Here is a 26,113-nt window from a genome sequence, read left to right as displayed (position 1 = left end):
CGAGGATGAGCACCAAGGACTTCATCGAGAAGGACTACTACAAGGTCCTCGGCGTCCCCAAGGACGCCACCGAGGCCGAGATCAAGAAGGCGTACCGGAAGCTCGCCCGCGAGTTCCACCCGGACGCCAACAAGGGCAATGTCAGGGCGGAGGAGCGCTTCAAGGAGATCTCCGAGGCCAACGACATCCTCGGCGATCCCAAGAAGCGCAAGGAGTACGACGAGGCACGCGCCCTCTTCGGCAACGGCGGCTTCCGCCCGGGGCCCGGCGCGGGCGGCGGCTCCTTCAACTTCGACCTGGGCGACCTCTTCGGAGGCGCCCAGGGCGGCCAGGGAGCCGGCGGTTTCGGCGGCGGACTCGGCGACGTCTTCGGGGGCCTGTTCAACCGCGGCGGCGCGGGCCCGGGCACGCGTACGCAGCCCCGGCGCGGCCAGGACATCGAGTCCGAGGTCACGCTCAGTTTCACGGAGGCGATCGAGGGCTCGACCGTCCCGCTGCGGATGTCGTCGCAGTCGCCCTGCAAGGCCTGTTCCGGCACCGGCGACAAGAACGGCACACCGCGCGTGTGCCCGACCTGCGTCGGCACCGGGCAGGTCGCCCGGGGCAGCGGCGGCGGCTTCTCCCTCACCGACCCCTGCCCGGACTGCAAGGGCCGCGGCCTGATCGCGGAGAACGCCTGCGAGGTCTGCAAGGGCAGCGGCCGGGCCAAGTCCTCGCGCACGATGCAGGTCCGCATCCCGGCGGGTGTCTCCGACGGGCAGCGCATCCGGTTGCGCGGCAAGGGCGCGCCCGGTGAGCGGGGCGGCCCGGCGGGCGATCTGTACGTGGTCGTGCACGTCGACTCCCACCCGGTGTTCGGCCGCAAGGACGACAACCTCACCGTCACCGTCCCGGTCACCTTCACCGAGGCGGCCCTCGGCGGCGAGGTCCGGGTGCCGACGCTGGGCGGCCCGCCCGTCACGCTGAAGCTGCCGCCGGGCACGCCCAACGGCCGCACCATGCGCGCCCGGGGCAAGGGCGCGGTCCGCAAGGACGGCACCCGCGGCGACCTTCTGGTCACCGTCGAGGTGAGTGTTCCGAAGGACCTGACGGGGAAGGCTCGTGACGCACTCGAGGCGTATCGCGAGGCGACCGCGGCTGAGGATCCGCGGGCGGAGCTGTTCCAGGCCGCGAAGGGAGCATGAGTCAGATGGACGGTCGTCGACGCAACCCGTATGAACTGACCGAGGAAACCCCGGTCTACGTCATCTCGGTGGCGGCCCAGCTGTCCGGCCTGCACCCGCAGACCCTGCGCCAGTACGACCGTCTGGGTCTGGTGTCCCCGGACCGCACCGCGGGCCGGGGCCGGCGCTACTCGGCCCGGGACATCGAACTGCTGCGCACCGTCCAGCAGTTGTCGCAGGACGAGGGCATCAACCTGGCGGGCATCAAGCGCATCATCGAACTGGAGAACCAGGTCGCCGCGCTCCAGGCCCGGGTGGCCGAGCTGGAGGACGCGCTCGACGGCGCGGCGGCGGCGATGCGGCAGCGCGAGGCGGCGGTGCACGCGTCGTACCGCCGCGACCTGGTGCCGTACCAGGAGGTGCAGCAGACCAGCGCGCTGGTGGTGTGGCGGCCGAAGCGGCAGCAGCAGTCGGACTGACAGCCCTGGAAGTCCGTGAAAGGGGCCGGGAGGCAACTCCCGGCCCCTTTCGGGTTTCTTGGGCCGTTTTCGCCGGGTCTTCGGTCGATGGGCGGGCCGTGCAGAGCGCTTGGAGGCGATTCCGCAGAGTCTCCACAACTGCTGCGGAGCGTGGTGTTGTCATCTCGTTAAGTGGTTCCGCTTGACGCTGGGGGCGCGTCAGCGTTGGCTTTTCAGTCACATGGGCCACAAAGCTGTGCCCACGTCCGAATCACACGCGAAGTGAGCCCGCATGCGTCGTCGTATCTCCATATCCGTGGCCGCGGCCACGATGTCCGTCACGCTCGCCGGCTGCGGCGTGCTCAACGCGACCGGGAGCAGTGCCGACGCGAGCCCCACCAAGGGCAACGACATCACGGTGGGCCTGCTGCTGCCGGAGAAGGCGAACACGCGGTACGAGAACTTCGACTACCCCATCATCAAGCGGAAGGTCGAGTCCCTCACCAACGACAAGGGCCGCGTCGAGTACGCCAACGCCGAGGCGAGCGCGGACAAGCAGGCGAGCCAGATGCAGCAGATGATCGACGACCGGGTCGATGTGATCCTGCTGGACGCGGTCGACTCGCACGCCATCGCCAGCGGTGTGAAGAAGGCCAAGGAGGCCGGCATTCCGGTCATCGCCTACGACCGGCTGGCCGAGGGCCCGATCGACGCGTACATCTCCTTCGACAACGAACTCGTCGGCGAGGTCCAGGGCCGCTCCCTCCTGGAGGCCATCGGCGAGAACGCGAGCCTGTCCGACAAGATCGTCATGATGAACGGCTCGCCGACGGACCCGAACGCCAAGCAGTTCAAGGCCGGCGCGATGTCCGAGCTGAACGGCAAGGTGACGATCGCGCAGTCCTTCGACACCAAGGACTGGAAGCCGGAGAACGCCCAGGCGAACATGACCGAGGCGATCGCGAAGATCGGCAAGGGCAACATCGCGGCCGTCTACTCGGCCAACGACGGCATGGCGGGCGGCATCGTCGCGGCGCTGGAGGCCGCGGGCGTGACCAAGCTGCCACCGATCACCGGGCAGGACGCGGAGCTGCCGGCGGTGCAGCGCATCCTCGCCGGTGAGCAGTACATGAGTGTGTACAAGTCGTACCCGCAGGAGGCGGAGAACGCCGCGGAGATGGCCGTCGCCAAGGTCCAGGGCCGGGACATCCAGTTCGCCGCCCTCGCCCGCGACAGGGTCGACAGCCCCACGGACAAGGGCATCCCGGCCCAGCTCGTGCCCGTGGTCGCCCTCACCAAGGAGAACATCAAGGACACGGTCGTCGCCGACGACATCTACAAGCTGTCCGACATCTGCACGGCGAAGTACAAGGCGGCGTGCGAGGCGGCCGGCCTGACCTGACGGGCGAGAAGGCGGAGGCGTACCTGTTCGGCACCTGGTGCCGCGCCTCGCCGGACCTGCTCCGCGACACGGCTTCGCCGTGGCAGCGTTCCGTGTCCTCCTGCTCGCGGAACGGCTGGGCATCAACGCACGGACGTGCCGGGCGCACATCGCCCGTCTCTCGGACACGCTGGGGGCGGCCAGTCGTACGCAGTTGGGCGTCCGCATCGCCCAGGCGGGTCTGGACGGTCCGCCGGGAGCGGCGGCTTCCCCGTCCCTCAGCCTTCCTGATCAAGGATCCCGGACTGCCCGATGAGGTAGCCGAGTTGGGCTCTGCTCTGACTTCCCAGCGTCGCGGCGAGCTTGGCGATGTGGACGCGGGCGGTGCGGATGTTCATGCCGAGACGGTCGGCTATGACGGCGTCGGTGTGGCCTTCGACGAGCAGGGCGGCTATGACGCGTTGGCGGGGGGTGATGCCGTCGCGGGTGGGCTGGGGGGCGGCTTCGGGGAACACCGGGGTGGCGAGGCGCCAGAAGCGGTCGAACGTGGTGGCCAGGTATCCGACGATGGCCGGTTGGCGGATTTCCAGTGCGAGGCCGCCGTCGCCGTCGGCGGGGAGGAAGGCGATGTCCCGGTCGACGATGATGAGCCGGTCGGTGAGCTCGTGCAGCGCTCGCGCCTCGATGTCGCCCTTCAGTCGTTCATGGTGCGCGACGGTGGTGGGGGAGTGGCGGACGGTGTGGTGGTACAGGGTGCGGATACGACCGCCGCGGTCCAGCAGCGCCTGGTCGCGGCGGGTGGCGACGGCATAGGCCCCCTCGACGCGTTCCCTGGGAAGCCCGACGCGGGGCTGGATGGTGAGCAGTTCCCGGGTCGCGTCCGCCATGGCCTCGGTGATGGCCGTGTTGATCCGCTTCTTTCCGTCGAGGAGGGTGAGCGTCGGTGTCGCGGCTGGCGCACGTTGCCCTTCGACGGCCATGAGCGGCCCGAAAGTCTCGGCCAGCCGTTCCTCGCGTCGCCGTTCGCGTGCGATCCGCTCCCCGGAGGCCCGCAACAGCCGGTGGAGGGCGACGGCCGGCGCGACGGGCTCGAGCCGGTTCGGGTCGTCGACGGCAGGGTGCAGCAGGCCGAAGTCGATCAAACAGGGCGCGGTGCGGGCCGCTTCGGCGGCTATCCGTCCTTCGTTCAGGGCCAGGGCGTACAGGTCCGTTCCGGCGGGGCACAGTTCCGCCGAGCCGTGCTCCGGGTGCGGCGCCGACGTCACTCGGGACTTCCTCCTGTTACGTCGTCCAGTTTCAGGATCCCCGACCGCGCTATGAGGTACCCGAGTTGCGCTCGGCTGCCACTGCCCAGAGCCGACGCCAGCTTGGCTATGTGTGCCCGGCAGGTACGGACGTTCATGCCGAGGCGGCGGGCGATTGCTTCGTCCACGTGGCCCTCCACCAACAGCTTGGCTATGGAGTGCTGGATCTCGGTGATGCCGTCGGGCGCCGTTCCATAGGGCGCGCCGGCGCTCATCGGAACTGCGCGGTCCCACAAGTACTCGAAAACCTTGACCAGGTAGCGGACGAGCCCGGGGTGGCGCAATTCCAAGGCCACTTGCTGGTCGTCACGCGCGGGGATGAAGGCGACCGTCTCATCACAGATGATCAACCGCTCGACCAATTCGTCGATGGTGCGGTACTCCACCTTTCCTTCGCTGAGCCGGGCAACGTAGGACAGCTTCTCCGGGTTGTACCGGGCGGTGTGCTGGTAGAGGCTACGGACCTTGACGCCTCGATCGATCAAGGGCTTGTCCCGTTCGAGGCTTCGCAGCAGGCTTCTTTCGGAGACTCGATCACTGGGCTGCACCGTCAGGAGTTCCGTCTGGCACTGGGCGGTGGCCAGGTTGAGCGCGGCGTTGATGCGCTCCCCGCCCTCCAGCACCGTGATGGAGTCGCTGGTGGTGGTCGCCTGCATGCCCAGCGCCATGAACGGCTCGAAGGTGTCCGCGAGTTGCACCGAGAGGCGCCTGCGTTCGGTGATCTCCCGCTCGAGGGGGTGCAGAAGCTGAGCAAGCGCGACCGTCGGCGGCACCGGGCGCAGCCAGTTCGGATCGTCGGGATCGGGGTGCAGCAGGGCGAGTTCCACCAGGCAGGGAGCGGACTCCGCGTCAGCGCGCGCCACCCGTCCGGCGCGCAGAGCTGTGGTATAGAGACGACTTCCCGCCTCGCACAGCTCGGTGATCGGGTGGGTATGCGCACCCTTGGTCCGATTGGTGCCCAAATCTCCACCCCCCAGGGTCCTGAACATGCAGGAACATGATGCACTGATTGTGTGGCCATGACGTGCCCGAATGAGCCATCGTCGTACTCGACGGGGGAAAAGGGGACCTTCAAGTGAGGACGAAGCCGACTATGCGTAACAAAATGCTTCGCTCGGTGCTTGTCGCCGCCTTCTCCGTCGTTGTAGCCCTCGGGGTGCTGAGCGGCTTCTCCGATGAGGAGAGCGGAACCCGGGCGAACACGCAGTGGCCGGCGGTGGCTGTGAATGTTGCAGCAGCTGCTGACAACACTCAGTGGCCGAGCCCCGGGGTCGACGGATCCGGGAGCTGACCGTGACCACTCCACCCGACGACCGCTCCTTCCGTCGTGAAATGGCCACCGCCTACCGCTCCGGCTGGCACTTCATCGACCTGGTCACCGCCATCCCCCACAGTGGTGACTCGTTGATGGTGACTGTTTTCGGTGAGCCGGTGGTCGTCACGCGGGACGACGACGAGGACGTACGGGCTTACCGGTGTCTGCGGCGGCCTCGGGGGGCGCCGCAGCCTGTGCGGTGTGCCGTACGGTACGGAATGATCTTTGTGAACCTGGACCAGAGGGACCATCAGCAGGTGGAGGCCGACTCTCCTGCCCCGCGGACCATTACTGCCACCCCCCGCAGTGCCTGACGCGATTCCCCCGTCGTAACAGATCGCTCAGGTGCTTCCCCCCGCAGCGGCGTCACCGTGACCTGAACACGGTGACGCCGCTGCAGTTTCTGGGGACATTTCCGGGTATCGACACACGCGCACGTCGGTTCTCAGTGGCCGGATCCAGTCGATCACCGGTGTGGATTTTCACTTCGGTCAACCGCGCCCCATCGCCCGCGTCAGGTGGATCTCGATCACCACGCGCGCCGGGTTCGGTGACGGCGTCCTGCCGTAGCGCTCCGCATAGCGCCGCTCCGCCTCGGCCACCTGCTCCGGTTCGCCGCGCACGAAGGCCCGGCCCTCCAGGGTCGCCCAGCGGCGGCCCTCCATCTGGCAGACGGCGACGGCCGCCCCCTGCTCCCCGGCGGCCAGTACATGCCGCACCTTCGCGCTCGCCTTGTTGGCGATCACCCGAGCGAGACGGGCCGCGGGATCGTATGTGATCCCGACGGGTACTACGTGCGGGGTACCGTCCGGGCGGGGAGTCGTCAGGGTGCACACGTGCCGCTCCCGCCAGAAGCTGAGATACGACGGGTCCGGAGCGCCCGGGTCCACGGAGTACTTGGTCGCCATGCCCCGCAACTTAGCCCTCCGACCCTCCCGGAACCGGCCTTGAGTGGAATAGACTCAACTTTGTGCACGTTGACCGAGTCAGTGCGGACTGTCCGAGGGGACGTGGCACACAGCTTCACGCGAGGAGGAGAACGCGAACGTGGACGCCGAGCTGACCAACCGGAGCCGGGACGCGATCAACGCTGCCAGCAACCGGGCCGTGACCGAGGGACACCCCGACCTCACCCCTGCCCACCTGCTGCTCGCGCTGCTCCAGGGGCAGGACAACGAGAACATCACCGACCTGCTCGCCGCGGTCGACGCCGACCAGGCGGCCGTACGCGCCGGGGCCGAGCGCGTGCTCGCCGGGCTGCCCAGCGTGACCGGGTCGACCGTTGCGCCGCCTCAGCCCAACCGCGAGATGCTCGCCGTCGTCGCCGACGCACAGGCCCGCGCCAAAAACCTCGGCGACGAGTACCTCTCCACGGAGCACCTCCTCATCGGCATCGCCGCGAAGGGCGGCGCGGCCGGCGAGGTGCTCTCCCACCAGGGAGCCGACGCCAAGAAGCTGCAGGCCGCCTTCCAGAAGACACGAGGAGCGCGCCGGGTGACCACGGCCGACCCAGAGGGCCAGTACAAGGCCCTGGAGAAGTTCGGCACCGACTTCACCGCCGCGGCGCGCGAAGGCAGGCTCGATCCCGTCATCGGGCGGGACCAGGAGATCCGGCGCGTGGTGCAGGTGCTGTCGCGGCGGACCAAGAACAACCCCGTGCTGATCGGCGAGCCCGGCGTGGGCAAGACCGCCGTGGTCGAGGGGCTCGCGCAGCGGATCGTCAAGGGCGACGTGCCCGAGTCGCTGAAGGACAAGCGGCTCGTCGCGCTCGACCTGGGGGCCATGGTGGCGGGCGCGAAGTACCGGGGCGAATTCGAGGAGCGGCTGAAGACCGTCCTGGCCGAGATCAAGGACTCCGACGGGCAGATCATCACCTTCATCGACGAGCTGCACACCGTCGTCGGGGCCGGTGCCGGCGGTGACTCCGCCATGGACGCCGGGAACATGCTGAAGCCCATGCTCGCCCGCGGTGAGCTGCGCATGGTCGGTGCCACGACGCTCGACGAGTACCGGGAGCGGATCGAGAAGGACGCCGCCCTGGAGCGGCGCTTCCAGCAGGTGCTGGTCGCCGAACCGACCGTCGAGGACTCCATCGCGATCCTGCGCGGACTCAAGGGGCGCTACGAGGCCCACCACAAGGTGCAGATCGCCGACAGCGCGCTGGTCGCCGCCGCGAGCCTCTCCGACCGGTACATCACCTCCCGCTTCCTGCCCGACAAGGCCATCGACCTCGTCGACGAGGCCGCCTCGCGGCTGCGCATGGAGATCGACTCGTCCCCCGTCGAGATCGACGAACTCCAGCGCGCCGTCGACCGGCTGAAGATGGAGGAGCTGGCGATCGGCAAGGAGACCGACGCGGCCTCCCGCGAGCGCCTGGAGAAGCTGCGCCGCGACCTCGCCGACAAGGAGGAGGAGCTGCGCGGCCTCACCGCCCGCTGGGAGAAGGAGAAGCAGTCCCTCAACCGGGTCGGTGAGCTGAAGGAACGCCTCGACGACCTGCGCGGCCAGGCCGAACGAGCCCAGCGCGACGGCGACTTCGACACCGCCTCCAAGCTGCTCTACGGCGAGATTCCCGCCCTGGAGAAGGAGCTGGAGGCCGCCTCCGAGGCCGAGGAGGCGTTGACATCTTCCGCCTCCGGCGGGGGCGCCAAGGACACCATGGTCAAGGAGGAGGTCGGCGCCGACGACATCGCCGACGTCGTCGCCTCCTGGACCGGCATCCCCGCCGGGCGTCTGCTGGAGGGCGAGACACAGAAGCTGCTCCGCATGGAGGACGAGATCGGCAAGCGGCTCATCGGACAGAGCGAGGCCGTGCGGGCGGTGTCCGACGCCGTACGGCGGTCCCGCGCCGGGATCTCCGACCCCGACCGCCCCACCGGCTCCTTCCTCTTCCTCGGCCCGACCGGTGTCGGAAAGACCGAACTGGCCAAGGCCCTCGCGGACTTCCTCTTCGACGACGAGCGGGCGATGGTCCGCATCGACATGTCGGAGTACAGCGAGAAGCACAGCGTGGCCCGGCTGGTCGGCGCCCCGCCCGGATACGTCGGTTACGAGGAGGGCGGCCAGCTCACCGAGGCCGTGCGCCGCCGGCCGTACTCCGTCGTCCTGCTGGACGAGGTGGAGAAGGCCCATCCCGAGGTCTTCGACATCCTGCTGCAGGTGCTCGACGACGGGCGGCTCACGGACGGGCAGGGCCGTACGGTCGACTTCCGCAACACCATCCTCGTGCTGACGTCGAACCTGGGCAGCCAGTTCCTCGTCGACCCGCTCACCAGCGAGGAGGAGAAGAAGGAGCAGGTCCTGGAGGTGGTGCGGACCTCCTTCAAGCCGGAGTTCCTCAACCGCCTGGACGACCTGGTCGTCTTCGCCGCGCTGACCAAGCCCGAGCTGGAGCGCATCGCGAAGCTCCAGATCGACCGCCTGGCCAAGCGGCTCGCCGAGCGGCGCCTCATGCTCGACATCACGCCCGCGGCGCTGGCCTGGCTCGCCGAGGAGGGCATGGACCCGGCGTACGGTGCGCGGCCGCTGCGACGGCTCGTCCAGTCGGCCATCGGCGACCGGCTCGCCAAGGAGATCCTTTCCGGGGAGATCAAGGACGGCGACACGGTCCGCGTGGACCGCTCCGGCGAGGGACTGCTCGTGGGGCCGGCGACGGGCAAGACGCTGTAGGACGTCACATCGTGAACGCCGAGAAGCGCACGCGCGCTGTCTCGGCGTTCACGTACTCCACCCTCACCTGGACCACGTGTGCCGCCGCCGTGCCGGGCAGGCCCTCCTCGTGGGTCACGTCGAGGCAGAGTGCCCCGCAGGAGCCGCCCGTACGGGGCTCCGGGGCGTCCGGGAAGGTGGCGCGCAGCCAGCCGGACACGTCCGCGCGGGGCATCCGCAGCACCGCCGCGTACGCGGTGTCGATGCCCCGCTGCACGGTGCAGTCGCGCACCTCGGCGCCCGCGGGGCGTTCGGCGCCGCCGAAGGCCAGTGCCTCGGCGCAGGGTGCCTTCGCCTCGGCCTTGCCCGCGCGCGGGTCGTCCTCGTCGGTCAGGGCCCAGGTGAAGAGGCCGATGATCAGGAACCCGAGGACGAGCACGGGCACTGCAAGAATCGGCAAAATCAGCCCCCACCGCGTATGACCCCGGTCCGCTGCCGCCATGACCACCGCCCCCTCCGTCCGCTGCTCAGGAGGACGGTGCCCCCCGCCCGGCGGTTGCGATTGACCGGATCGTGTCAGCCGAGGGCTGACAGGGCCTGTCGGGGCTTGCCACCCCCCTCCCCGCATGGGGGAGGATGGCGGAATCCGTACGAAGGGAAATTCACGGTGACCATCGACCCGTCCTCGATTCCGAACTTCGGGGGCCAGCCCGAGCCGCAGCCGCAAGGACCGGCAGGCCCCGTCGTCCCGGATCAGGACCTCGTGAAGCAGCTCCTCGACCAGATGGAGCTCAAGTACGTCGTCGACGACGAGGGAGACCTCGCGGCGCCGTGGGAGCAGTTCCGCACCTACTTCATGTTCCGGGGAGAGGGAGACCAGCAGGTCTTCTCCGTGCGGACGTTCTACGACCGGCCCCACGAGATCGAGGCCAAGCCGCAGATCCTGGAGTCCATCGACGACTGGAACCGCCGCACCCTGTGGCCCAAGGTCTACAGCCACACTCACGACGACGGCACGGTCCGCCTCATCGGCGAGGCGCAGATGCTGATCGGTATGGGCGTGAGCCTGGAGCACTTCGTCTCCTCGACGGTCAGCTGGGTGCGGGCCGCGATCGAGTTCGACAAGTGGCTCATCGAACAGCTCGGTCTCGAAGAGGAGATCAACGAGGCGGAGAAGCCCGAGGACGAGGAGTAGACCTCCGGCCCCGCCCTCCGCGGCGCGTCGGCACGTACGAGCTCGTACGTGCTGTACGCGCCGTTTGCCTTTTTCCATGACTCCGCGGAGCTGCGGGCCCTCCAGCACGAGATCAAGGTGTGCGAGCGGATCGCCTTCACCTCTCAAGACACAGCTCCGCCCATACCGTCTTGCCCACCGGGCTGCGAGGCGTCGACCCCCAGCGCACGGCCAGGACGTCCACCAGGAGCAGCCCCCGGCCGGACTCGCCTTCGGGAGAGGACGAGGGCGGGGCCGTGGGCAGCCGCTTCGCGGCGGCGTCCGCGACCTCGACACGCAGCAGGCCCGCAGCCCGGTCCAGGGCGAGCCGGAGACCGAACTCCCGGCCGGGCACCCGACCATGCTGCACGGCGTTCGCCGCGAGTTCCCCGACGACGAGGGCGACCGCGCAGGAGACGTCCGACGCCGGCGGGTAGCCCCGTTCCTCCATCCAGCGGACAGCGTGCCGCCGGGCGAGCCGCGCACCTCGTGGTGATGAGGGGTACTGCAGCGTGAGCGACTGGAGTTCAGGCCGCGGCATGTCTCCCGGGGCGGCGGTTTCTGTCAGCACGGCCTGTTCGTCCCTTTCCGTCGAGTCGAGGCGCTCCGTGACGCACATGAGTCATCACGTTCCGTGTTCAAGAGTCGGTGGATCGCCCTACGCTCGACAGGGGGCGCAGCCTTATTTGTGAGGCCGTAAGGAACGGAAGTGATGCCTTGGCCAACGGAATTGACCCCGGTGCGTCGATGGCCGCGCTGTTCGGTGCGCGGGTGCGCAGGCTCCGGACGGCGGCGGGGCTGACGCAGGCCGAGCTGGGCGACCGGACGCATGTGGTGAGCACGCGGATCACGCAGATCGAGCGGGCGTCCGGAGCGAGGCCGACGCTGGAGCTGGCGCGAGCGCTGGACGCGGCGCTCGGCGCGGAGGACCTGCTGGTGGAGTTGTGGCCGTACGTGTACCGGGAGGCGTTCCCGGACTGGTCGCGGAGGTTCATGGAGTACGCGGAGCGGGCGGTGGCCGTCCGCGAGTACGCGGCTCATGTGGTGCCCGGCTTGTTGCAGACGGAGGACTACGCGCGTGCGGTGCTGAGAGTCGGCCGGACGCTCGGCAGCGAGGAGCAGTTGGAAGAACGGGTCGCGCTCCGCCTGGGACGACAGGAGCGGCTCGGCATGCCCGATCGGCCCGAGCTGTGGGTGGTTCTCGACGAGGCGGTGCTCCGGCGTCCCGTCGGTGGCCAGGTGGTGATGCGTGAGCAGTTGGAGCGATTGCTCAGGACCAGCGTGGAGCCTCACATCACCGTGCAGGTACGGCCGTTCGACCAGGGCGAGCACGATGTCATGGGCGGTTCGCTCACGGTGCTCACCATGCCGGACGGCTCGGAGGTCGCCTATACCGAGGGCGCGCACTACGGCCAACTCATCGAGGATCCGGACGAGGTCAGGAGTTTCGCGCTGACCTACGATCGGCTGCGGGCGGCAGCTCTGCCCCCGCTCATGTCGCTCGACATGATCCGATCCGTGAGGGAGGACAACCACCGTGGAGCGAAGGTCCCGTCCCGATCTGAACGGCGCCGCCTGGCGCAAGAGCAGCTACAGCAATCAGGAAGGCGGCAACTGCGTGGAGGTGGCCGACGGGTTCCGAGGGGCCGTCGTCCCGGTCCGTGACAGCAAGACCCCGCAGGGTCCGGCGCTGTGCTTCGAAGCCGCCTCCTGGGCCGCCTTCATAGGCGAGTTGAAGGCCCGGCATCACCGTCCCTGAGGCGGCTTCCGGACTCACCGGGCCCTTGTCCGTGAGGGTCCGGTAGGCCACTGACCTCCGACTTCAGGGGAAAGCGGCCCCCGTCCCGGAAACTCGGCGGGAGGCGGCGCCCGCCCCCGGTCCTGAGGAACCCGGCAGCCCGGCACCCGCACTCGCCGACTCGGACCCAGAGGCGGTCGCCGTACTGACCGCCCTGCGCCGGGTCGACGCCCGCCTGGTCCTGTCCGCGCGGGAGGCCGCCCGCCTGGCACCGGCCGTCGCCGAGTGGCTGGCGGCCGGTGTCGGACCACGGGAGATCACGGAACTGCTGACCGTACGGCTCCCCGACCGCCGGCTCACCGGTGAGCCGGCCGCCGTCCACTGCCGCATATCCCAGGAGGAGGATGACGGCGAGACGGGCGTCGAACCACAGGAGCGCATCTGCCACGAGATCGCCGACCGGCGCGGCCTCGTCATTGCCGGAGGTGGGAATTCCGGCGGTGCGTTGGTATCAACGGTGATGGAATCGTGCAGGGCCTCGCTGAGGAGAATCGTTGAGCGCGCGCATCCTGGTCGCCGAAGATGACGAAAAACAATCTCGTCTCATCCGGATTTATCTGGAACGAGAAGGCAACGCGGTGCAGGTCGTGGCCGACGGCAGGGCAGCGCTGGAACGGGCGCGTTCGACGGGGCTGGATCTCATCGTTCTCGATGTGATGCTGCCGCTCGTCGACGGCCTCGACGTATGCCGCATTCTGCGTGCCGAGGCCTCTGAGGTACCGATTCTGCTGCTGACCGCCCGCAGCACCGAGGAGGACATGCTCCTCGGCCTCGATCTGGGGGCCGACGACTACCTCACCAAGCCCTACAGTCCCCGCGAGCTCACCGCGCGGGTACGGGCGCTGCTGCGGCGCTCGAGGAAAGGCGGCGCGGCCGGGAGCGAGGTGCTGCGGGTCGGCGCTGTCGAACTGGACACCGCCCGCTTCGAGGTGCGGGTGGCGGGCCGTCCGGTGGCGCTGACCTCCAAGGAGTTCTCGATCCTGGAGGCTCTGGCCCGCAAGCCGGGGCGGGTGTTCACCCGGGCCCAGATCATCGAGTGCGCCTTCGGCTTCGACAGCGATGTACTCGAGCGCACGGTGGACGCCCATGTGCGCAACCTGCGCCGGAAGCTGGGGGACGACCCGGCCCGGCCACGCCATCTGGAGACCGTGTACGGCCGGGGGTACCGCCTGCTGGACGGCTCGGCCCCCGCCCACGCGCTCCCGGGAACCTGAACGGGATGATCAGCCGGCGTCGGCCGGCGGCCGGGCCGTGGAGAGCGCGACGGTGAAGGTCGTGCCGACGCCGACGGCGCTCTCCACGTCGATCGTCCCCTGGTGATCGGTCACGATCTGGCGGGCGATGGACAGTCCCAGGCCACTCCCTCCGGTGGCGCGGCCCCGTGCCGCGTCCGCCCGCCAGAAGCGGTTGAAGAGATGCGGCAGGTCCTCGGCGGGTATGCCCTTGCCGGTGTCCCGCACCTGAATGATCGCGAGGTCGCCGCTCGGGACCAGGGCGAGTGTCACCGTGCCGCCCGGTGCCGTGGCCCTCAGGGCGTTGCCGACCAGATTGCCGACGACCTGACGCAGTCGGTCGGCGTCGGCGACGACGTACACAGGTCGCGGCGCCTCCAGCCTCAGCGCGACACCCGCCGCGTCTGCCTGGGCGCGGTGGGCCGTGCCGGCGGCTTCGAGGAGCTCGCGCAGGTCGACGCGTGCGCGGTGGTAGGTGAGCTCACCGGCCTCGGCCAGTGCGAGATCCTGCAGGTCGTCCACGATCCGCTGCTGCAGCAGTGCCTCCTCGTGGAGGGAATCGAGCAGTTCGGGGGTCGGTTCGACGACCCCGTCCCGCAGGGCCTCCAGATAGCCGCGCAGATTGGCCAGCGGGGTGCGCAGCTCGTGGGCGATGTCACCGGTGAGGCGGCGCTGGCGTTCCTCTCCGGCCTGTATGGAGTCCGCCATCCGGTTGAAGGCACGGCCGAGTTGGGCGATCTCGTCCCGGCCGGAGACGGGGACCCGCCGCCCCAGGTCGCCTTTGCCCAGCCCCCCGGCGGCCAGGGTCATGGCACGGACCGGGCGCAGCACCGCCCGGCTCAGGAGCAGGGCGCCGACCACGGCGGCGAGGGCGACGCCCCCGGCGACGGCCACCGTGGGTGCCGCGGCCAGGGTGGGCGGGGACTCGTCCCGGACGCCGAGACGGATCTCCAGGCGTGGCGGGGCGGCGGAGCCCACGCGCTCGTTGAACACCCGCTGCAGGCAGGTGACGAACTGCTGCTCGGACTCGCATGTCCTGATCGCCTCGAGGTCCTGCGAGGTCCGCGGGTCCGGTTCGCCTGTCGGCTCCTCGCACTGTTCCGGCCGGTGCTCTGTGCGGATCCGCGGCACGCCGGTGTCGTCCGGCCGGGCCGTCACCTCGGCCCCCGCCCGGGTCAGACAGGCCGCGTACGCCGCTTCGGCGCGGTACTGGGCGATCGCGGTCGCCGTCAGCTTCATGGAGGTCCGCGGTATCTGTCCCGCGGGGATCCGCAGGACGGGACGCGGGTCGACGAGCACCGGCGGCTGGCTGCTCACCGGGCGGGGGGCACGGCCCTCGAGCGCGTCGGAATCGGCGAGCAGGACGTCGTTCTCGGTGGCGACCCGGATGCGCTGGCCGGTGTCCTCGGCCAGGCGGCTCACCGTCGGTGAGAGGCCCTCCCAGGTGCCGTGCGCGACCCCGTACGCGCGGAGCTCGCCGGTGATCCGGGAGACCTCCTGCCGTCCCGCGGTGACACTCTCCTGGACCTGGCGGTTCGCCTGACGCAGGGTCAGCCAGGCGGTGGCGGCGGTGGCGGTCATCGCGACCAGCATCAGCAGGCCGAGTACCCGGAGCCGGAAGCTCATCGCGTGCCACCTCGCCCACCTGCCAGGACGTGTGTGCTCAACGGGACTCCTTCGGCTGGGTCTCGTAGGTACCGGAAGTCGTGAGGTGCGGGTGTCGGATGCTCGTCAAGGGGACGCCTCGGGCCAAAAAGACTGTAGAGCGGCGCATTTTCACTCGTGGCATTTTCGGTCCCCCGTCGGCAGGAATCGGACAGTTGCGGGCGGAATTCTTTCTTCAGGATTTTTGTGACTGCGATCGTACTGACGCCACTTGCACATCGATTGATGCAGTGGCCGCTGTTTTGCTCAGGTTCCGGACGGTGCCCGGGGAAGCAGTGCCAACAGAAAAAAGACTCATGGGGGTACAGAAATGAAGCGTCGACTCGCGGCTGTGGTGCCCGCCCTGGCGGCGGTGGCAATGGCCGTCCCGCTCGCCCTCTCCACGCCGGCCAGCGCAGCCGCGTCCTGCGGTAGGACCGCCTCCGACCTGGACAGCAGCTCTTGGGACAGGACGGCCAACGGCGCCAACCAGAGAAGCGGCTCCAGCACCGGCTGCGCCATCCTCGGCATCGCCTACAACACCCACAACCTCGACTACCACTGCTACACGCGCATCGGGAACACCAGTGAGACCTGGACGTACCTCCGGAACGACACCACCGGTACGCACGGCTGGGTCCGCGACGACCTGCTGAGCGACGGCGGCAGCCTCAACTACTGCGGCTTCTAGTACAGCCGCCGGCCCAAGGGGGAGTGCCGAGCAGGCCGGGCTGATAGAGCGTCAGGGGCGGTCTCGTCGAGGCCGCCCCTGACCCGTAGGACGGGCGGGCCGCTCAGGAGCCGGACAGGGCCTCCGTCGGTGACAGCCGGCTGGCCCGTACCGCCGGATACAGTCCGGCGATCATGCCGATGACGAGCGTGCAGCCGATCCCCGCCGCACTCGCCCACGCCGGGACGACCGTCGGCCAGTCGCGGCTGAGGGCGTAGGCCGCCGTGATCGCGGTCCCCAGCACCGTCCCCCCGAGGCCGCCGATGAGCGACAGCAGCAGCGACTCCGTCACGAACTGGGTCCTGATCTGGCCGCGGGTCGCCCCCAGCGCCCGGCGCAGGCCGATCTCCGGGCGCCGCTCCAGGACCGAGATGACCATCGTGTTGCCGACCCCCACGCCGCCGACGAGCAGGGCCACGCCACCGAGGCCGAGCAGCAGCCCGGTCAGCGCCGACTCGGTGGCCTCGCGGGCGGCGAGCGCGTCGGAGGGCCGGGAGACGCGGACCTGGCCCGGTTTCTCCGGGTAGGCCGTGGCCGGCAGCACGGCCCGTACCTCCGCGACCTGGCTGTCCTCGGCGCGGACGTAGACCGTCGACGGATGGCCGTCGAAGCGCAGGTACGTCCGGGCCGCCGGCCAGCCGACCAGCGCCGCGCTGTCGATCTCCGGCGCGAGCGGTACCGGATCGAGGACGCCGAGGAGGGAGAACCAACGGCCGCCGAGCCAGACCCGGGTCCCCGGGGTGTACACGTCGAGCCGGCCCGCGGCCGTGGAGCCGAGCACGACCGCCGGGTACCTCTCGGTCGCGGAATCCAGCCAGCGGCCCCGGCGGACATGACCGCCGACGGCCGGAAGCAGGTCCGTGCCCGCCGCGAGGACCTCGAGGGAGCCGGTGCGGCCGATGGCGATGTGCTCATTGCGGTAGACGTGTGCGTCGGTTGCGCCGGTGGCGGCGACCTGCCGCACGGGCGGGATGCGGCCGATCATCGCGACGGCCTCGTGGGGCAGCTTGGCCTCGGTGCCGTCGAGTGCGTCCCCGGGGGCGACCCTCAGCAGATTGGTGCCGAGCGCGTCGAGCCGGCGGTCCACCTCCGCCCGGCCGGAGCCCGAGATGCCGACCACCGCGATCATGGCGGCGACGCCGATGGCGATCCCGAGCGCGGAGAGGAAGACCCGCAGGGGACGAGTCCGCAGCCCTGTCCCGCCGAGCCGCACGATGTCCTGGGGGCCGAGGCGGGCGGCCCGAAGCCGGCCGCCCGCGGCACCGCCGGCACCGCTCGCTCGTCCGCGGCCCCGTCCGGCGCGCCTGCGGGGGCCGGACGGCGGGGCGGGTGGGGCGTCGTCCACGGGGAGGCCGTTCGTCGTACCGTCGGTCATCGGTCTGCCCCGCTCGGCGCGGCCGCGGTCGCGGTGTCCGCCACCACGCGGCCGTCGCGCATCTCGATACGGCGGGGCAGCCCGGCCGCGATCTCCCGGTCGTGGGTGATGATCACGACCGTGGTCCCGGCGGCGTGCAGCTCGCGCAGCAGACCGAGTACGGCGCCCCCGGAAGCGGAGTCCAGGTTGCCGGTCGGCTCGTCCGCCAGCAGGACCGCCGGTTCGCCGATCACCGCCCGGGCCACCGCCACCCGCTGGCGTTCGCCGCCGGACAGTTGGTGCGGCAGGTGGTCGACGCGGTGGCTGAGGCCGACCCGTTCCAGGGCCACCGCCGCCCTGGCCCGGCGGCGGCGCAGCGGTACCCCGGTGTACAGCAGCCCGTCGGCCACGGAGTCCAGAACCGGAACCCCTACCGCCAGATGGAACTGCTGGAAGACGAAGCCGATCCGGGTGGCCCGCAGCGCCGACACCTCACGGTCCGTCAGCTTCGCTACGTCATGGCCGTCGACCAGCACCCGTCCGGCGGAGGGCCGATCGAGGCTGCCCATGAGGTTCAGCATGCTGGACTTGCCCGAGCCCGACGGGCCGACGACGGCGACGAGTTCGCCGCTCCCGATGCTCAGGCTCACCTCCCGTACCGCCGCCACACCACCGGGGTACGTCTTGGAGACCGCGTCGAACTCCACGACCGCCGCAGCTCCGCTCACTCGGGGATCCTCACCTTCATGCCCTCGCGGACCGCGCTTCCGCTCACTTCCACCCGGCCGTCCGCGAAGAGCCCGGTCTTCACCGCGACGAACCGGCCGTCCGCGGTCTCCAGGCCGTGGCCGCCCTCGGCAAGGGCGACCAGCGCGGCGACCGGGACGGTGAGGACGTCCGTCCGTTCCCGCCCCACGTATTCGACGGTGACCGGCGCGCTCTCCAGCCTTCCCACAGCTTTCTGGTCCTTGATGGTGATGGTCACCGGAACCGTCGGTGCCCCGGAGCCGCCCTCCCCGCCTCCCTCCTCGGGCGCGGTCGCGCTCTTGCCCACCGAGGCCACCCGGCCCTTCACCGATTTCCCGTCCGGCAGCCCGATCGTGACGGCGGCGCCGCGCACGGCCCAGGAGTCCTCCGCCGCAGAGGCGTTGACGACGACCTTCCGAGACGTACCGGTGTACGTGAGGACGTCCTCGGTGACCGTCGAGCCGAGCCGGACACCCGCGTGGCCGATCCGCACCTTGCCGGCCGAGTAGACGACGTCCCCGACGCCGACCGTGCCGGTCTGGGGAAGCCCGAGGGACTTCTGCCAGCGCTTGACCGCGCGGGCGGTGAGGTCGGTGAACTTCTCGTCGACTGTGAAGCCGGTGTAGCCGAGAGCGGCGAGATTGCTCTCGAACTGCAGGACGTCCATCCCGCGCAGGGTGCCCCGTGCCCCTCCGGCCCCGGCGCCCCCCGGCGCCGGCGATCCGGAGGGGTCCGGGGCCCCGGAGGGCTCGTCCGTGAGGCCCTGGTCACCCGAGTCCTGGGTGCTCCCCTTGGCCCCGGCGTCCACCCGGGTCCCCTGCTGGGTGCCCGCGGTCAGGCCCAGCTCCCGGTACATCGGCAGCGTTCCGTACAGCAGCACCACCGGCCGGTCGTCGACGCGCAGCAGAGTGCCGCCGCGCTCCACCGTCTTGCCCTCCGCGGGCAGCCAGGTCACGGTCCCCGTCGCCTTGACGGGCAGCGGTATCTCAGTGCCGTAGCCCAACTGTCCGTCCACCGTGGTGCGTTCGGTCAGCGTGGCACGGGTGACCAGGACGGTGGAGCCTTTGCGGGGCGGGGCGGAGGAGCTGCCCTCCGCGCCGCCTCCACCGAGGCCCAGCGCACCGATCACGGTGACTGCCGCCACGACGACCAAGGCCGAGGCCACCAGGGCCGTGCGCCGTCCGCGTCGTCCGCGCGGCGGCGGCGCGGGAGCCGCCCCGCGCTCGTGATCGGTCTGCATCACCGTCTCCGTCATCGTCAGCCCTTGCCCGTGGGCTGGTCCACCGGGTCGCCGATGATCGGAGCGCAGACACGGGTGGCACGCTTGGCTCCCGCCGACGTCTGGTCCCACTCGGTGCCCTGCGCGGTCCCGTCGGGGCCGGGATCGGGGAAGTCGGGGGCGCCGTTCTTCTGCATGCAGTCGGCGTAGTCGCGCTTGACCTTGACCTGCTCGGGGGTGAGCTCGGGCTGGTTGGCGTTCTCGAGGCTCTCGGGGACGGCGGCCACGAGCGAGGCGCACTTCTCGGAGGCGTTCAGGAACTTCGTGTCCTTCTTCAGCGCCGCGTTGTCGCCGAAGTCGACCTGCCCCTTGGCGTCCGGGTCGGGGGCGTCGACCCCGTTCTCCCGCAGGCACTTCACCCACTCGCGCTGGGCGTTCACGTACGCGGACACGTCGTCGCCACCGCCCGGGGCGGCCGTCTCGCCGGACGTCGCGGACGCGTTGTCGCCGGCCGTCGGGACCTTCGGAGCGTCGCCCTCGCCGCCGCAGCCGGCCAAGGTGATCGCCATGACCGACGCCGTCACCACGGCCATCAGCACCCGGTTCGTCCTCATCGGTTCTCCCGCCTCCTGTCGGGCCCGACCGCGGGCGCGGCGGGCAGCCCGACCGTAGGCCGGAGGTGATGAAGAACCTTTGAAGAACCTGTTACCCGATCATGCGGGCGCGCTTCGGGCGGGGCGCCACGTCACGGCCGCCGGCGACACCATGAAGTACGTCCCCCGGGGCGGTGGACCTCGAAGCCCGCGTCGGCCAGGCGCACGGCGAGCGGGTCGTGCCGGCAGGGGAAGGTGATGTCACGAAGCCAGGCGCCGCAATCGAACGGCGGCCTCGTGGAGGACGTCGTCCCTCTTGTGAAGCCGTCGAAGTTTGCGTCCGGCAGGCGCAGCGCCTCGGCGATCGCGTACTGGAAGGGGACCGCGCTGACGTAGGTCAGGTGCTGCTTGGCCGGCCGGACGGCGGTCACGAGTTCCGGGGTGCCGGTCACCCAGGCGACACCTCGTTGGCCTACTTCTTCGTCGGCGGTGCGACAGGCCCGGCTGCGGGTATGCGGCATCGTCGGTGAGCCGGCCGCACAAGCCGTCCGGACCGGTCCCCCGGCAGTACCGCCGGGCTCGGTGAGGCGACACTGTCCGTCGTATCCTGACCACACACGGGAAGGAGCCGTCCATGAGCGTCGACGCGATCGTGCACACCGAGTTCCCCAAGGGGTACACGGTCCTGTTCGGGGCCGACGGAAAGGTGATCATGACCCCACAGAGCGAAGAGCACTCCAGCACCATCAGGTCGATGCAGATCGACTCCGCTCTCGCCCTCGGCCGTCACGCGAAGGTCACCTCCGACGTCTACATCGACTTCCCCGCCGACGAGAACTCCGCCCCCGACCTCGCGATCCTGCGCGAGGACGCACGCAAGGAAGGCAAGCGCTACAGCTTCGAGGACGTCCTGCTGATCTCCGAGGTCGTCTCGACCTCTTCCGCACGCAAGGACTACGACGACTGCACCGCGAAGTACGGCCGCTACGGCATCCCGATCTACCTGGTCGTCGACCCGTACGCCCAGGAAGTCGTCCTCCACACCCAGCCGACCGGCACCGGTTACATCGCGGCACACACCCACAAGTACGGCACGGGCAAGCTCCCCATCCCCCTGGCCGACGGCCGTACCTTCACCCTCGACCTCGACGAACTCCCGCGCCCGGAGCCCGAGGCAGACGCCCGCTGACGAAGGGCTCCCGGTGCGGCGGCGCGGGTGCGTGGCGGCTCGGGGCAGTCGTGCTCCACGGCGCGATGCCGGCGGTGGATGTGCGGTGCCCGCGGTGTTCGGTGCGTGCCCTCGTCGTGCCGGACCAGGGGTGCTGGCTGGCAGCCGAAGGTGCCATTGTGCGACGAGGGTGCCACGGGGCCCGTCGTCGCCGACAGGCTCAACGCGGCTGGCATTACGAGCCCCGGCGGTATGTGGTGCGCGACGCACATCTACCAGATTCTCGAGAACCCGGCCTGCATCGGTTGCCCGCCGTCGAGTCACTGGGACGGTGCGGCAGCCTGAGCATGATCAAGAGCGGCACGTCTGTCCGAAGGTCGGTGCAGGCCGGACGCCGGTCACCCCGGAGCGGGTTCCCTTACGCGTGGACGGGAGCCCCGAGGATGCTCACCGAGGAGGAGCGCAGGGGGTCGTTACAGGAGACCCCTGATCCCCATCGCGCGGGAGTACGTGTACTCGCATGCCGAGACAGTGTGACGCGTTTGAAGTTCAGTCTTTCCGCAGCTTGAGCAGTCGATCTGCTGCTGCTTGCAACACATCTTTACGCTTGCAGAAGGCGAACCGCACGAAGGGCGCGCCCTGCTCGCGGTGGTCATAGAAGACGGCGTTCGGGATCGCCACCACGCCGCAGCGTTCGGGCAGGGCCCGGCAGAAGGCGAAACCGTCGCTCTCACCGAGGGGCCGGATGTCGGTGGTGATGAAGTACGTGCCGGCCGGGCGGAACACCTTGAAGCCCGCCCGCTCCAGGCCGCCCGCGAGCAGGTCTCGCTTGGCCAGCATGTCCGCGCGGAAGTCCGCGAAGTACGAGTCGGGCAGGTTCAGGGCCTCGGCGACGGCGTACTGGAACGGCCCGGAGGCCACATACGTCAGGTATTGCTTTGCCGAGCGCACGGCCGAGACGAGCGCGGGCGGGGCCGTCACCCAGCCGACCTTCCATCCGGTGAACGAGAACGTCTTGCCGCTGCTGGAGATGGTGACCGTACGCTCGCGCATCCCCGGGAACGTCGCCAGCGGCACGTGCTCGGCTCGGTCGAAGACCAGGTGCTCGTACACCTCGTCCGTCACCACGAGCAGGTCCCGCTCCACCGCGATCTCGGCGATCGCGGCCAGCTCCGCGCGGGTGAGGACCGTGCCGGTCGGGTTGTGCGGGGTGTTGATCAGCAGCAGGCGGGTGCGGTCGGTGACGGCGTCGCGCAGTTCGTCGAGGTCCAGACGGAAGCCGCCGTCATGCGGGCGGAGCGTGACCGGCACCCGGCGCCCGCCCGCCATCGCGACGCACGCCGCGTACGAGTCGTAGTACGGCTCGAGGGCCACCACCTCGTCGCCGGGCTCCAGCAGGGCCAGCAGGGAGGCGGCGATGGCCTCGGTGGCCCCGGCGGTGACCAGGACCTCCGTGTCGGGGTCGTAGGTCAGGCCGTAGCGGCGCTGCTGGTGAGCGGCGATCGCGGTGCGCAGCTCGGGGACGCCGGGGCCCGGCGGGTACTGGTTGCCGCGGCCGTCGCGCAGCGCCCGCACGGCCGCCTCCCTGATCTCCTCGGGGCCGTCGGTGTCGGGGAAGCCCTGCCCGAGGTTGATGGCGCCGGTGCTCAGCGCCAGGGCGGACATCTCGGCGAAGATCGTCGTCCCGAACTCGGCGAGCCGGCGGTTGAGGAAGGGGCGCGCGCTGGAGGTCATGGCGGTCATCCTGCGCCGAAGCTCTGGAGTTCCTCAACTCTGCTTTGGGCCGCGCGGCGGGCGGGCATCTCCCGGTCACGCAAGAGCGAGGCGCCCACGGGGGGCCGCTTCGGGGGAAACGGAAGGAGGGGTGACGCCATGATCGTCGGCATCATCCTGGCGGTGATCGGAGTCCTCTTCGTCGGGGCGCTGGTGTCCCTCGCACGCAGGGGCGGTTCCGGCCGTTCCGTGGGGACGGCGCGTCGCGGGGCGTGGGCGTCCACGGGATCGCGCCACGACAGCGGCAGCAGCTGGTGGGCCGGTGGGGGAGACTCCGGCTCGTCCGGCGGCGGACACCACGGGGGGCACTCCTGCGGCGGGGGCTCGTCCTGCGGCGGGGGTGGTGGCGGTGGCTGCGGCGGCGGAGGCAGCTGACTGACGTCGGCCGGTTCTTCCGACGGGGAAGCCGCAGTCACCGAACGCGGGGTCCGCACCTGGGGCGGGCCCCGCGTGCTTGTGTCCGGAGTTCACCTGTCAAGAAGGGCACACCTCCTCGGCGTTCACACGCGGAGGATGCGCCGAACCCCTGTCCGGCCGCTTCGGCCGGGCTCGGGCAGCCTCTGATGCCTGTAGGACAAAGTGGCGCGGGGGCGGCGGGCCGAGGCATGACTGCGGCAACTGCGCCCGTCAACCGATCACTTCGGCGGCCGCCGGAAAACCCGGGTGCCCGCCCGTCCCGGCCGCACGCACACCCCACGGTGGACCGGCGCACGCCCCCCGGCACCGGCGCACGCCGTAGTTGAACAGTTGAGCTGGGGAGCCCTCTGAGGGATGGAAACCCTACGAACTTGGGTAAAAACGCTGTGGCGGCGCCACAGTTCATGATTCCCTCTCCATCACCGACGCAGCCCCCTCGGACGTCCTGCGGACACCTATCTGAAACCGGCCGACTGGGCTGACCCGGGCCGACATCCCCCAGTGCGGCCGGGGCACAGCGGACCCACCTTCCTCTCCTCGCTCTCTTTGTGTGCTTGCGGAGCCGATCCATGCTCACGACCCTGAACACCTCCTACACCGACACGCGTGCGGCCGACCTCGCCTGGGCCCTGGGGCGCGAGCCGCTTCCCGCGCTGGCCACGCTCGACCTCGAACTGACAGGCGTCAAACTGCAGTTGCGACTACTCGGCGCGTCCCACCAGGTCCTGCTGGAGGAAGAGCGGGGCATCCGCTCGGAGACGGTGGCGTGCATTCCGGGCAGCAGCACTCCGCTTCCGCTCGGCGTCACCAAGCGGGTGGGCGACTGGGAGTACGAGTTCGCCGCCCGGGTCGAGGTCCTCTCACCCGGCTCCTTCGCGCGCCGGGCCCAGGAGTTGCTGGCCCTCGTATCCGACCATCCGCACGGCCTCGCCGGCGTCTTCCCCGGCAGCCCGCACGCCTTCACGGCCCTGCTCGCCCAGCACCACGAGGGGCAGGTGCACTGGTGGACCTGGCACGCGTACCCGCAGGACGGGCAACTGGTGGCGACGCATACGAAGGTGGGGGTGCGAAACCGGGCGGCGGTCCCCGTCATCTGACTCCGGCCGACTGCGGCCCGGCCGGCCGAACCGTATGCCGCGAACCGGATCTCGTACCGGCGTGCGGCCGCGGTACAACGAGCACCACACGTGTGGGTGACGAACCGCGGTCGGGGCGTGACGTAACGTCGCAGCGTGATCGAGCCGCACGCGCCCGCCCCGCCCGGTTCCCCGCCGCCCTGGTGTGACTCGGGCGGCGCAGCCGGCCCGGCGCGGCTGCCCGTCCGGCCCGGCACCGGACGGTTCCTCGTCTTCGCGGGCGTGTTCGTCTGTGCGGCCTGCGGACTCGTGTACGAACTGGAACTCGTCGCCCTCGCTTCGTACTTGATGGGCGACTCCGTCACCCAGGCGTCGGTCGTGCTGTCCGTCATGGTCTTCGCGATGGGCATCGGCTCGCTCGCCGCGAAGCGGCTGCGCGGGCTCGCCGCGGCCGGCTTCGGTGCCGTCGAGGCGGCCCTCGCGCTCGTCGGCGGGTGCAGCGCCATGGCCCTGTACGCCGTGTTCGCCTGGACCGGCGACTGGGGCGGGATGTGGGCCAACGGACCGCGCGGCCTCCTGGTCGCCTTCTCTCTCGCCACCGGACTGCTCATCGGCGCCGAAGTCCCGCTGCTGATGGAGCTGATCCAGCGGATCCGCCGCCAGGACGCGGGCGGTGCGGTGGCCGACCTCTTCGCCGCCGACTACGTCGGCGCGCTCGTCGGCGGCCTGGCCTTTCCCTTCCTTCTGCTGCCGTTCCTCGGGCACTTGACCGGCGCGCTGATCACCGGTGCGGTCAACGCGGTCGTCGGCTGTGCGCTCGTGCTCGGGCTGTTCCGCCGGGACCTGAGCCGGCGCGCCCGGTGGCTGCTGCTGCTCGTCAACGCCGCCGTCCTCGCGATCCTCGCCTCGGCCGCCGTCCTCGTCGACGACTTCGAACGGGCCGCACGGCAGGCCGTGTACGGCGATGACGTACGCGTGGCGCTCCGGAGCGGGGTGCAGGAGGTGGTCCTCACCGGGGGCACGCGGGGGCGGCCCCTGGACCTGTACCTCGACGGCCGGCTGCGGGTCGGCGGACAGGACGAGCGGCGCTACCACGAGGCGCTGGTCCACCCGGCCATGACCGGGCCGCACGCGCGCGTGCTCATCCTCGGCGGCGGGGACGGCCTGGCCGTCCGTGAGGTGCTGCGCCACCGGGGGGTGGACCGGGTCGACGTCGTCGAACTCGACGCGGAGGTGGTCCGGCTGGCCCGCACCGACCCGGGCCTGTCCGCGCTGAACCGCTACGCGTTCGGCGACCCGCGCGTGCACGTGACGATCGAGGACGCCTTCGGCCGGCTGCGCGGAGCGCCTCCGGCGACGTACGACGTGGTCGTCTCCGACCTGCCGGACCCGGGCATCACGGCCAGTACGAAGCTGTACTCGCAGGAGTTCTACGGCCTCGCGCGGCGCGTACTGGCCCCCGGCGGCCGGCTCGTGGTGCACGCCGGGCCGGTCGCCGCCAGCCCCCGGGTGTACTGGACGGTGGAGGCGACGCTGCGCGCGGCGGGCTTCCGCACCGCCCCGTACGGCACGCGCGGCCGCGTCGCCGGTCAGGCCGCCGGCCCCGACCGCCCGCCCGCCGACCGCTCCCGGGCCCCGCGTGACTGGGGGTTCGTCCTGGCCGCCCGTACGACCCCGGGTCTGCGCCTTCCCGACGGCCCGCGCCCGAGGACCCTCACCGACACGTCCTTGGCGGCGGACGCCGACGCCCTGGCCCGCACCTGCGTCCCGAATCTCCCCCCGTCCACGCTGGTGCACCCGCGCTTCGCAGACTGAGAACATCCGCATCGGTTCCTCGGGCCGTCGGTCGCGTGAGGCTCTGATGTCCCTCGTGCGAGTGA

The 26,113-nt window shown here is 70.5% G+C and carries 25 protein-coding genes and 2 pseudogenes; 15 read left to right on the top strand and 12 right to left on the bottom strand.

The window, feature by feature from the left end:
• Positions 1-5 precede the first annotated feature (5 nt).
• From dnaJ to ACWD1U_RS24730, 4 genes and pseudogenes are all read left to right on the top strand, one after another.
• Positions 6-1,184, top strand: coding sequence for a molecular chaperone DnaJ (gene dnaJ / locus ACWD1U_RS24745; RefSeq protein ID WP_451110592.1), 1,179 nt, complete (start codon positions 6-8; stop codon positions 1,182-1,184).
• Positions 1,185-1,189: 5 nt separating this feature from the next.
• Positions 1,190-1,642 (top strand): heat shock protein transcriptional repressor HspR, encoded by a 453-nt coding sequence (locus tag ACWD1U_RS24740; RefSeq protein ID WP_031142455.1) that lies wholly within the window; start codon positions 1,190-1,192, stop codon positions 1,640-1,642.
• A 271-nt stretch (positions 1,643-1,913) separates the two neighbouring features.
• Positions 1,914-3,023, top strand: coding sequence for a sugar ABC transporter substrate-binding protein (locus ACWD1U_RS24735; RefSeq protein ID WP_451110590.1), 1,110 nt, complete (start codon positions 1,914-1,916; stop codon positions 3,021-3,023).
• A 100-nt stretch (positions 3,024-3,123) separates the two neighbouring features.
• Positions 3,124-3,318 (top strand): annotated as a pseudogene (locus ACWD1U_RS24730) (LuxR family transcriptional regulator); the annotation flags it as partial.
• On the opposite strand, the gene ACWD1U_RS24725 reads toward ACWD1U_RS24730, so the two are convergent.
• Together ACWD1U_RS24725 and ACWD1U_RS24720 are read right to left on the bottom strand one after the other, a co-directional pair.
• Positions 3,281-4,267, bottom strand: a complete 987-nt coding sequence (locus ACWD1U_RS24725) for a LuxR C-terminal-related transcriptional regulator (RefSeq protein WP_451110588.1) — start codon at positions 4,265-4,267, stop codon at positions 3,281-3,283. The pseudogene ACWD1U_RS24730 and the gene ACWD1U_RS24725 overlap by 38 nt on opposite strands.
• Positions 4,264-5,295, bottom strand: coding sequence for a helix-turn-helix transcriptional regulator (locus tag ACWD1U_RS24720; protein WP_451110586.1), 1,032 nt, complete (start codon positions 5,293-5,295; stop codon positions 4,264-4,266). Before ACWD1U_RS24720 ends, ACWD1U_RS24725 begins: the two co-directional genes overlap by 4 nt.
• Positions 5,296-5,599: 304 nt before the next feature.
• On the opposite strand from ACWD1U_RS24720, the gene ACWD1U_RS24715 reads away from it, so the two are divergent.
• On the top strand, positions 5,600-5,935 hold the full coding sequence (locus ACWD1U_RS24715; protein ID WP_451110584.1) for a hypothetical protein: 336 nt from the start codon (positions 5,600-5,602) through the stop codon (positions 5,933-5,935).
• A gap of 177 nt (positions 5,936-6,112) precedes the next feature.
• Here ACWD1U_RS24715 and ACWD1U_RS24710 read toward each other — a convergent pair whose 3' ends face one another.
• Complete coding sequence (locus tag ACWD1U_RS24710; protein WP_451110582.1) at positions 6,113-6,529, bottom strand: pyridoxamine 5'-phosphate oxidase family protein; 417 nt, start codon at positions 6,527-6,529, stop codon at positions 6,113-6,115.
• A 139-nt stretch (positions 6,530-6,668) separates the two neighbouring features.
• Here ACWD1U_RS24710 and clpB point away from each other — a divergent pair, with 139 nt between their 5' ends.
• On the top strand, positions 6,669-9,290 hold the full coding sequence (clpB, locus tag ACWD1U_RS24705) for an ATP-dependent chaperone ClpB (protein WP_451110580.1): 2,622 nt from the start codon (positions 6,669-6,671) through the stop codon (positions 9,288-9,290).
• A gap of 4 nt (positions 9,291-9,294) precedes the next feature.
• Here clpB and ACWD1U_RS24700 read toward each other — a convergent pair whose 3' ends face one another.
• Entirely contained in the window at positions 9,295-9,714 is a 420-nt protein-coding gene (locus ACWD1U_RS24700) for a hypothetical protein (RefSeq protein ID WP_451110579.1), read from the bottom strand.
• 222 nt (positions 9,715-9,936) lie between these two features.
• On the opposite strand from ACWD1U_RS24700, the gene ACWD1U_RS24695 reads away from it, so the two are divergent.
• On the top strand, positions 9,937-10,464 hold the full coding sequence (locus tag ACWD1U_RS24695) for a YbjN domain-containing protein (RefSeq protein ID WP_010032094.1): 528 nt from the start codon (positions 9,937-9,939) through the stop codon (positions 10,462-10,464).
• A 136-nt stretch (positions 10,465-10,600) separates the two neighbouring features.
• Here ACWD1U_RS24695 and ACWD1U_RS24690 read toward each other — a convergent pair whose 3' ends face one another.
• Positions 10,601-11,101, bottom strand: coding sequence for an ATP-binding protein (locus ACWD1U_RS24690; RefSeq protein WP_451110577.1), 501 nt, complete (start codon positions 11,099-11,101; stop codon positions 10,601-10,603).
• 128 nt (positions 11,102-11,229) lie between these two features.
• On the opposite strand from ACWD1U_RS24690, the gene ACWD1U_RS24685 reads away from it, so the two are divergent.
• The 3 genes from ACWD1U_RS24685 to ACWD1U_RS24675 all read left to right on the top strand — a co-directional run bounded on the left by ACWD1U_RS24685 (position 11,230) and on the right by ACWD1U_RS24675 (position 13,494).
• A complete protein-coding gene (locus ACWD1U_RS24685) occupies positions 11,230-12,147 on the top strand; it encodes a helix-turn-helix domain-containing protein (RefSeq protein WP_451110636.1) in 918 nt (305 codons plus the stop codon).
• Positions 12,101-12,241, top strand: coding sequence for a DUF397 domain-containing protein (locus ACWD1U_RS24680; protein ID WP_451110575.1), 141 nt, complete (start codon positions 12,101-12,103; stop codon positions 12,239-12,241). The genes ACWD1U_RS24685 and ACWD1U_RS24680 overlap by 47 nt, the downstream gene beginning before the upstream one ends.
• 533 nt (positions 12,242-12,774) lie before the next feature.
• Complete coding sequence (locus ACWD1U_RS24675) at positions 12,775-13,494, top strand: response regulator transcription factor (protein WP_451110574.1); 720 nt, start codon at positions 12,775-12,777, stop codon at positions 13,492-13,494.
• Positions 13,495-13,503: 9 nt separating this feature from the next.
• Here ACWD1U_RS24675 and ACWD1U_RS24670 read toward each other — a convergent pair whose 3' ends face one another.
• Positions 13,504-15,138 (bottom strand): sensor histidine kinase, encoded by a 1,635-nt coding sequence (locus ACWD1U_RS24670; RefSeq protein WP_451110572.1) that lies wholly within the window; start codon positions 15,136-15,138, stop codon positions 13,504-13,506.
• Positions 15,139-15,487: 349 nt separating this feature from the next.
• Between ACWD1U_RS24670 and ACWD1U_RS24665 the strand changes: the two genes are divergently transcribed.
• On the top strand, positions 15,488-15,847 hold the full coding sequence (locus tag ACWD1U_RS24665; protein ID WP_451110570.1) for an SH3 domain-containing protein: 360 nt from the start codon (positions 15,488-15,490) through the stop codon (positions 15,845-15,847).
• Between the two features lie 103 nt (positions 15,848-15,950).
• Here ACWD1U_RS24665 and ACWD1U_RS24660 read toward each other — a convergent pair whose 3' ends face one another.
• The 5 genes and pseudogenes from ACWD1U_RS24660 to ACWD1U_RS24640 form a co-directional block, all read right to left on the bottom strand.
• Positions 15,951-17,261 (bottom strand): ABC transporter permease, encoded by a 1,311-nt coding sequence (locus ACWD1U_RS24660; RefSeq protein ID WP_451110568.1) that lies wholly within the window; start codon positions 17,259-17,261, stop codon positions 15,951-15,953.
• Positions 17,258-17,968, bottom strand: coding sequence for an ABC transporter ATP-binding protein (locus ACWD1U_RS24655; protein WP_451110566.1), 711 nt, complete (start codon positions 17,966-17,968; stop codon positions 17,258-17,260). Before ACWD1U_RS24655 ends, ACWD1U_RS24660 begins: the two co-directional genes overlap by 4 nt.
• Complete coding sequence (locus ACWD1U_RS24650) at positions 17,965-19,227, bottom strand: peptidoglycan-binding protein (RefSeq protein ID WP_451110564.1); 1,263 nt, start codon at positions 19,225-19,227, stop codon at positions 17,965-17,967. Before ACWD1U_RS24650 ends, ACWD1U_RS24655 begins: the two co-directional genes overlap by 4 nt.
• A 17-nt stretch (positions 19,228-19,244) precedes the next feature.
• Positions 19,245-19,820: a hypothetical protein gene (locus ACWD1U_RS24645; RefSeq protein WP_451110563.1), complete on the bottom strand. Its 576-nt coding sequence runs from the start codon at positions 19,818-19,820 to the stop codon at positions 19,245-19,247.
• 161 nt (positions 19,821-19,981) lie between these two features.
• Positions 19,982-20,260 (bottom strand): annotated as a pseudogene (locus ACWD1U_RS24640) (hypothetical protein); the annotation flags it as partial.
• A 173-nt stretch (positions 20,261-20,433) separates the two neighbouring features.
• Here ACWD1U_RS24640 and ACWD1U_RS24635 point away from each other — a divergent pair.
• Positions 20,434-20,988: a Uma2 family endonuclease gene (locus ACWD1U_RS24635; protein ID WP_451110562.1), complete on the top strand. Its 555-nt coding sequence runs from the start codon at positions 20,434-20,436 to the stop codon at positions 20,986-20,988.
• 528 nt (positions 20,989-21,516) lie between these two features.
• Here the strand turns inward: ACWD1U_RS24635 and ACWD1U_RS24630 are convergent.
• Positions 21,517-22,710 carry a pyridoxal phosphate-dependent aminotransferase gene (locus ACWD1U_RS24630; RefSeq protein ID WP_451110560.1) on the bottom strand — a complete coding sequence of 398 codons (1,194 nt, stop codon included), beginning with the start codon at positions 22,708-22,710 and terminating at the stop codon, positions 21,517-21,519.
• 129 nt (positions 22,711-22,839) lie between these two features.
• Here ACWD1U_RS24630 and ACWD1U_RS24625 point away from each other — a divergent pair, with 129 nt between their 5' ends.
• The 3 genes from ACWD1U_RS24625 (at position 22,840) to ACWD1U_RS24615 (ending at position 26,048) form a co-directional block, all read left to right on the top strand.
• On the top strand, positions 22,840-23,115 hold the full coding sequence (locus tag ACWD1U_RS24625) for a hypothetical protein (protein WP_451110558.1): 276 nt from the start codon (positions 22,840-22,842) through the stop codon (positions 23,113-23,115).
• A 611-nt stretch (positions 23,116-23,726) separates the two neighbouring features.
• Entirely contained in the window at positions 23,727-24,254 is a 528-nt protein-coding gene (locus ACWD1U_RS24620; RefSeq protein ID WP_451110556.1) for a DUF2617 family protein, read from the top strand.
• A gap of 135 nt (positions 24,255-24,389) precedes the next feature.
• Entirely contained in the window at positions 24,390-26,048 is a 1,659-nt protein-coding gene (locus ACWD1U_RS24615) for a polyamine aminopropyltransferase (RefSeq protein WP_451110554.1), read from the top strand.
• The last annotated feature ends 65 nt before the right edge of the window (positions 26,049-26,113 follow it).

It is taken from the genome of Streptomyces sp. NPDC002788 (assembly GCF_053592115.1).
The sequence above is the reverse complement of the archived record's forward strand: the minus strand, read 5'-3'. Positions and strand labels throughout refer to the sequence as shown.

What these genes read in the sequence shown, in the direction of transcription:
- ACWD1U_RS24630 (WP_451110560.1), bottom strand. Translation starts at nt 22,710, where the DNA reads ATGACCGCCATGACCTCCAGCGCGCGCCCCTTCCTCAACCGCCGGCTC.
- ACWD1U_RS24620 (WP_451110556.1), top strand. Translation starts at nt 23,727, where the DNA reads ATGCTCACGACCCTGAACACCTCCTACACCGACACGCGTGCGGCCGAC.
- ACWD1U_RS24685 (WP_451110636.1), top strand. Translation starts at nt 11,230, where the DNA reads ATGGCCGCGCTGTTCGGTGCGCGGGTGCGCAGGCTCCGGACGGCGGCG.
- ACWD1U_RS24710 (WP_451110582.1), bottom strand. Translation starts at nt 6,529, where the DNA reads ATGGCGACCAAGTACTCCGTGGACCCGGGCGCTCCGGACCCGTCGTAT.
- ACWD1U_RS24740 (WP_031142455.1), top strand. Translation starts at nt 1,190, where the DNA reads ATGGACGGTCGTCGACGCAACCCGTATGAACTGACCGAGGAAACCCCG.
- ACWD1U_RS24670 (WP_451110572.1), bottom strand. Translation starts at nt 15,138, where the DNA reads ATGAGCTTCCGGCTCCGGGTACTCGGCCTGCTGATGCTGGTCGCGATG.
- ACWD1U_RS24635 (WP_451110562.1), top strand. Translation starts at nt 20,434, where the DNA reads ATGAGCGTCGACGCGATCGTGCACACCGAGTTCCCCAAGGGGTACACG.
- ACWD1U_RS24665 (WP_451110570.1), top strand. Translation starts at nt 15,488, where the DNA reads ATGAAGCGTCGACTCGCGGCTGTGGTGCCCGCCCTGGCGGCGGTGGCA.
- dnaJ (WP_451110592.1), top strand. Translation starts at nt 6, where the DNA reads ATGAGCACCAAGGACTTCATCGAGAAGGACTACTACAAGGTCCTCGGC.
- ACWD1U_RS24690 (WP_451110577.1), bottom strand. Translation starts at nt 11,101, where the DNA reads ATGTGCGTCACGGAGCGCCTCGACTCGACGGAAAGGGACGAACAGGCC.
- ACWD1U_RS24625 (WP_451110558.1), top strand. Translation starts at nt 22,840, where the DNA reads ATGATCGTCGGCATCATCCTGGCGGTGATCGGAGTCCTCTTCGTCGGG.
- ACWD1U_RS24650 (WP_451110564.1), bottom strand. Translation starts at nt 19,227, where the DNA reads ATGCAGACCGATCACGAGCGCGGGGCGGCTCCCGCGCCGCCGCCGCGC.
- ACWD1U_RS24645 (WP_451110563.1), bottom strand. Translation starts at nt 19,820, where the DNA reads ATGAGGACGAACCGGGTGCTGATGGCCGTGGTGACGGCGTCGGTCATG.
- ACWD1U_RS24720 (WP_451110586.1), bottom strand. Translation starts at nt 5,295, where the DNA reads ATGTTCAGGACCCTGGGGGGTGGAGATTTGGGCACCAATCGGACCAAG.
- ACWD1U_RS24735 (WP_451110590.1), top strand. Translation starts at nt 1,914, where the DNA reads ATGCGTCGTCGTATCTCCATATCCGTGGCCGCGGCCACGATGTCCGTC.
- ACWD1U_RS24660 (WP_451110568.1), bottom strand. Translation starts at nt 17,261, where the DNA reads ATGACCGACGGTACGACGAACGGCCTCCCCGTGGACGACGCCCCACCC.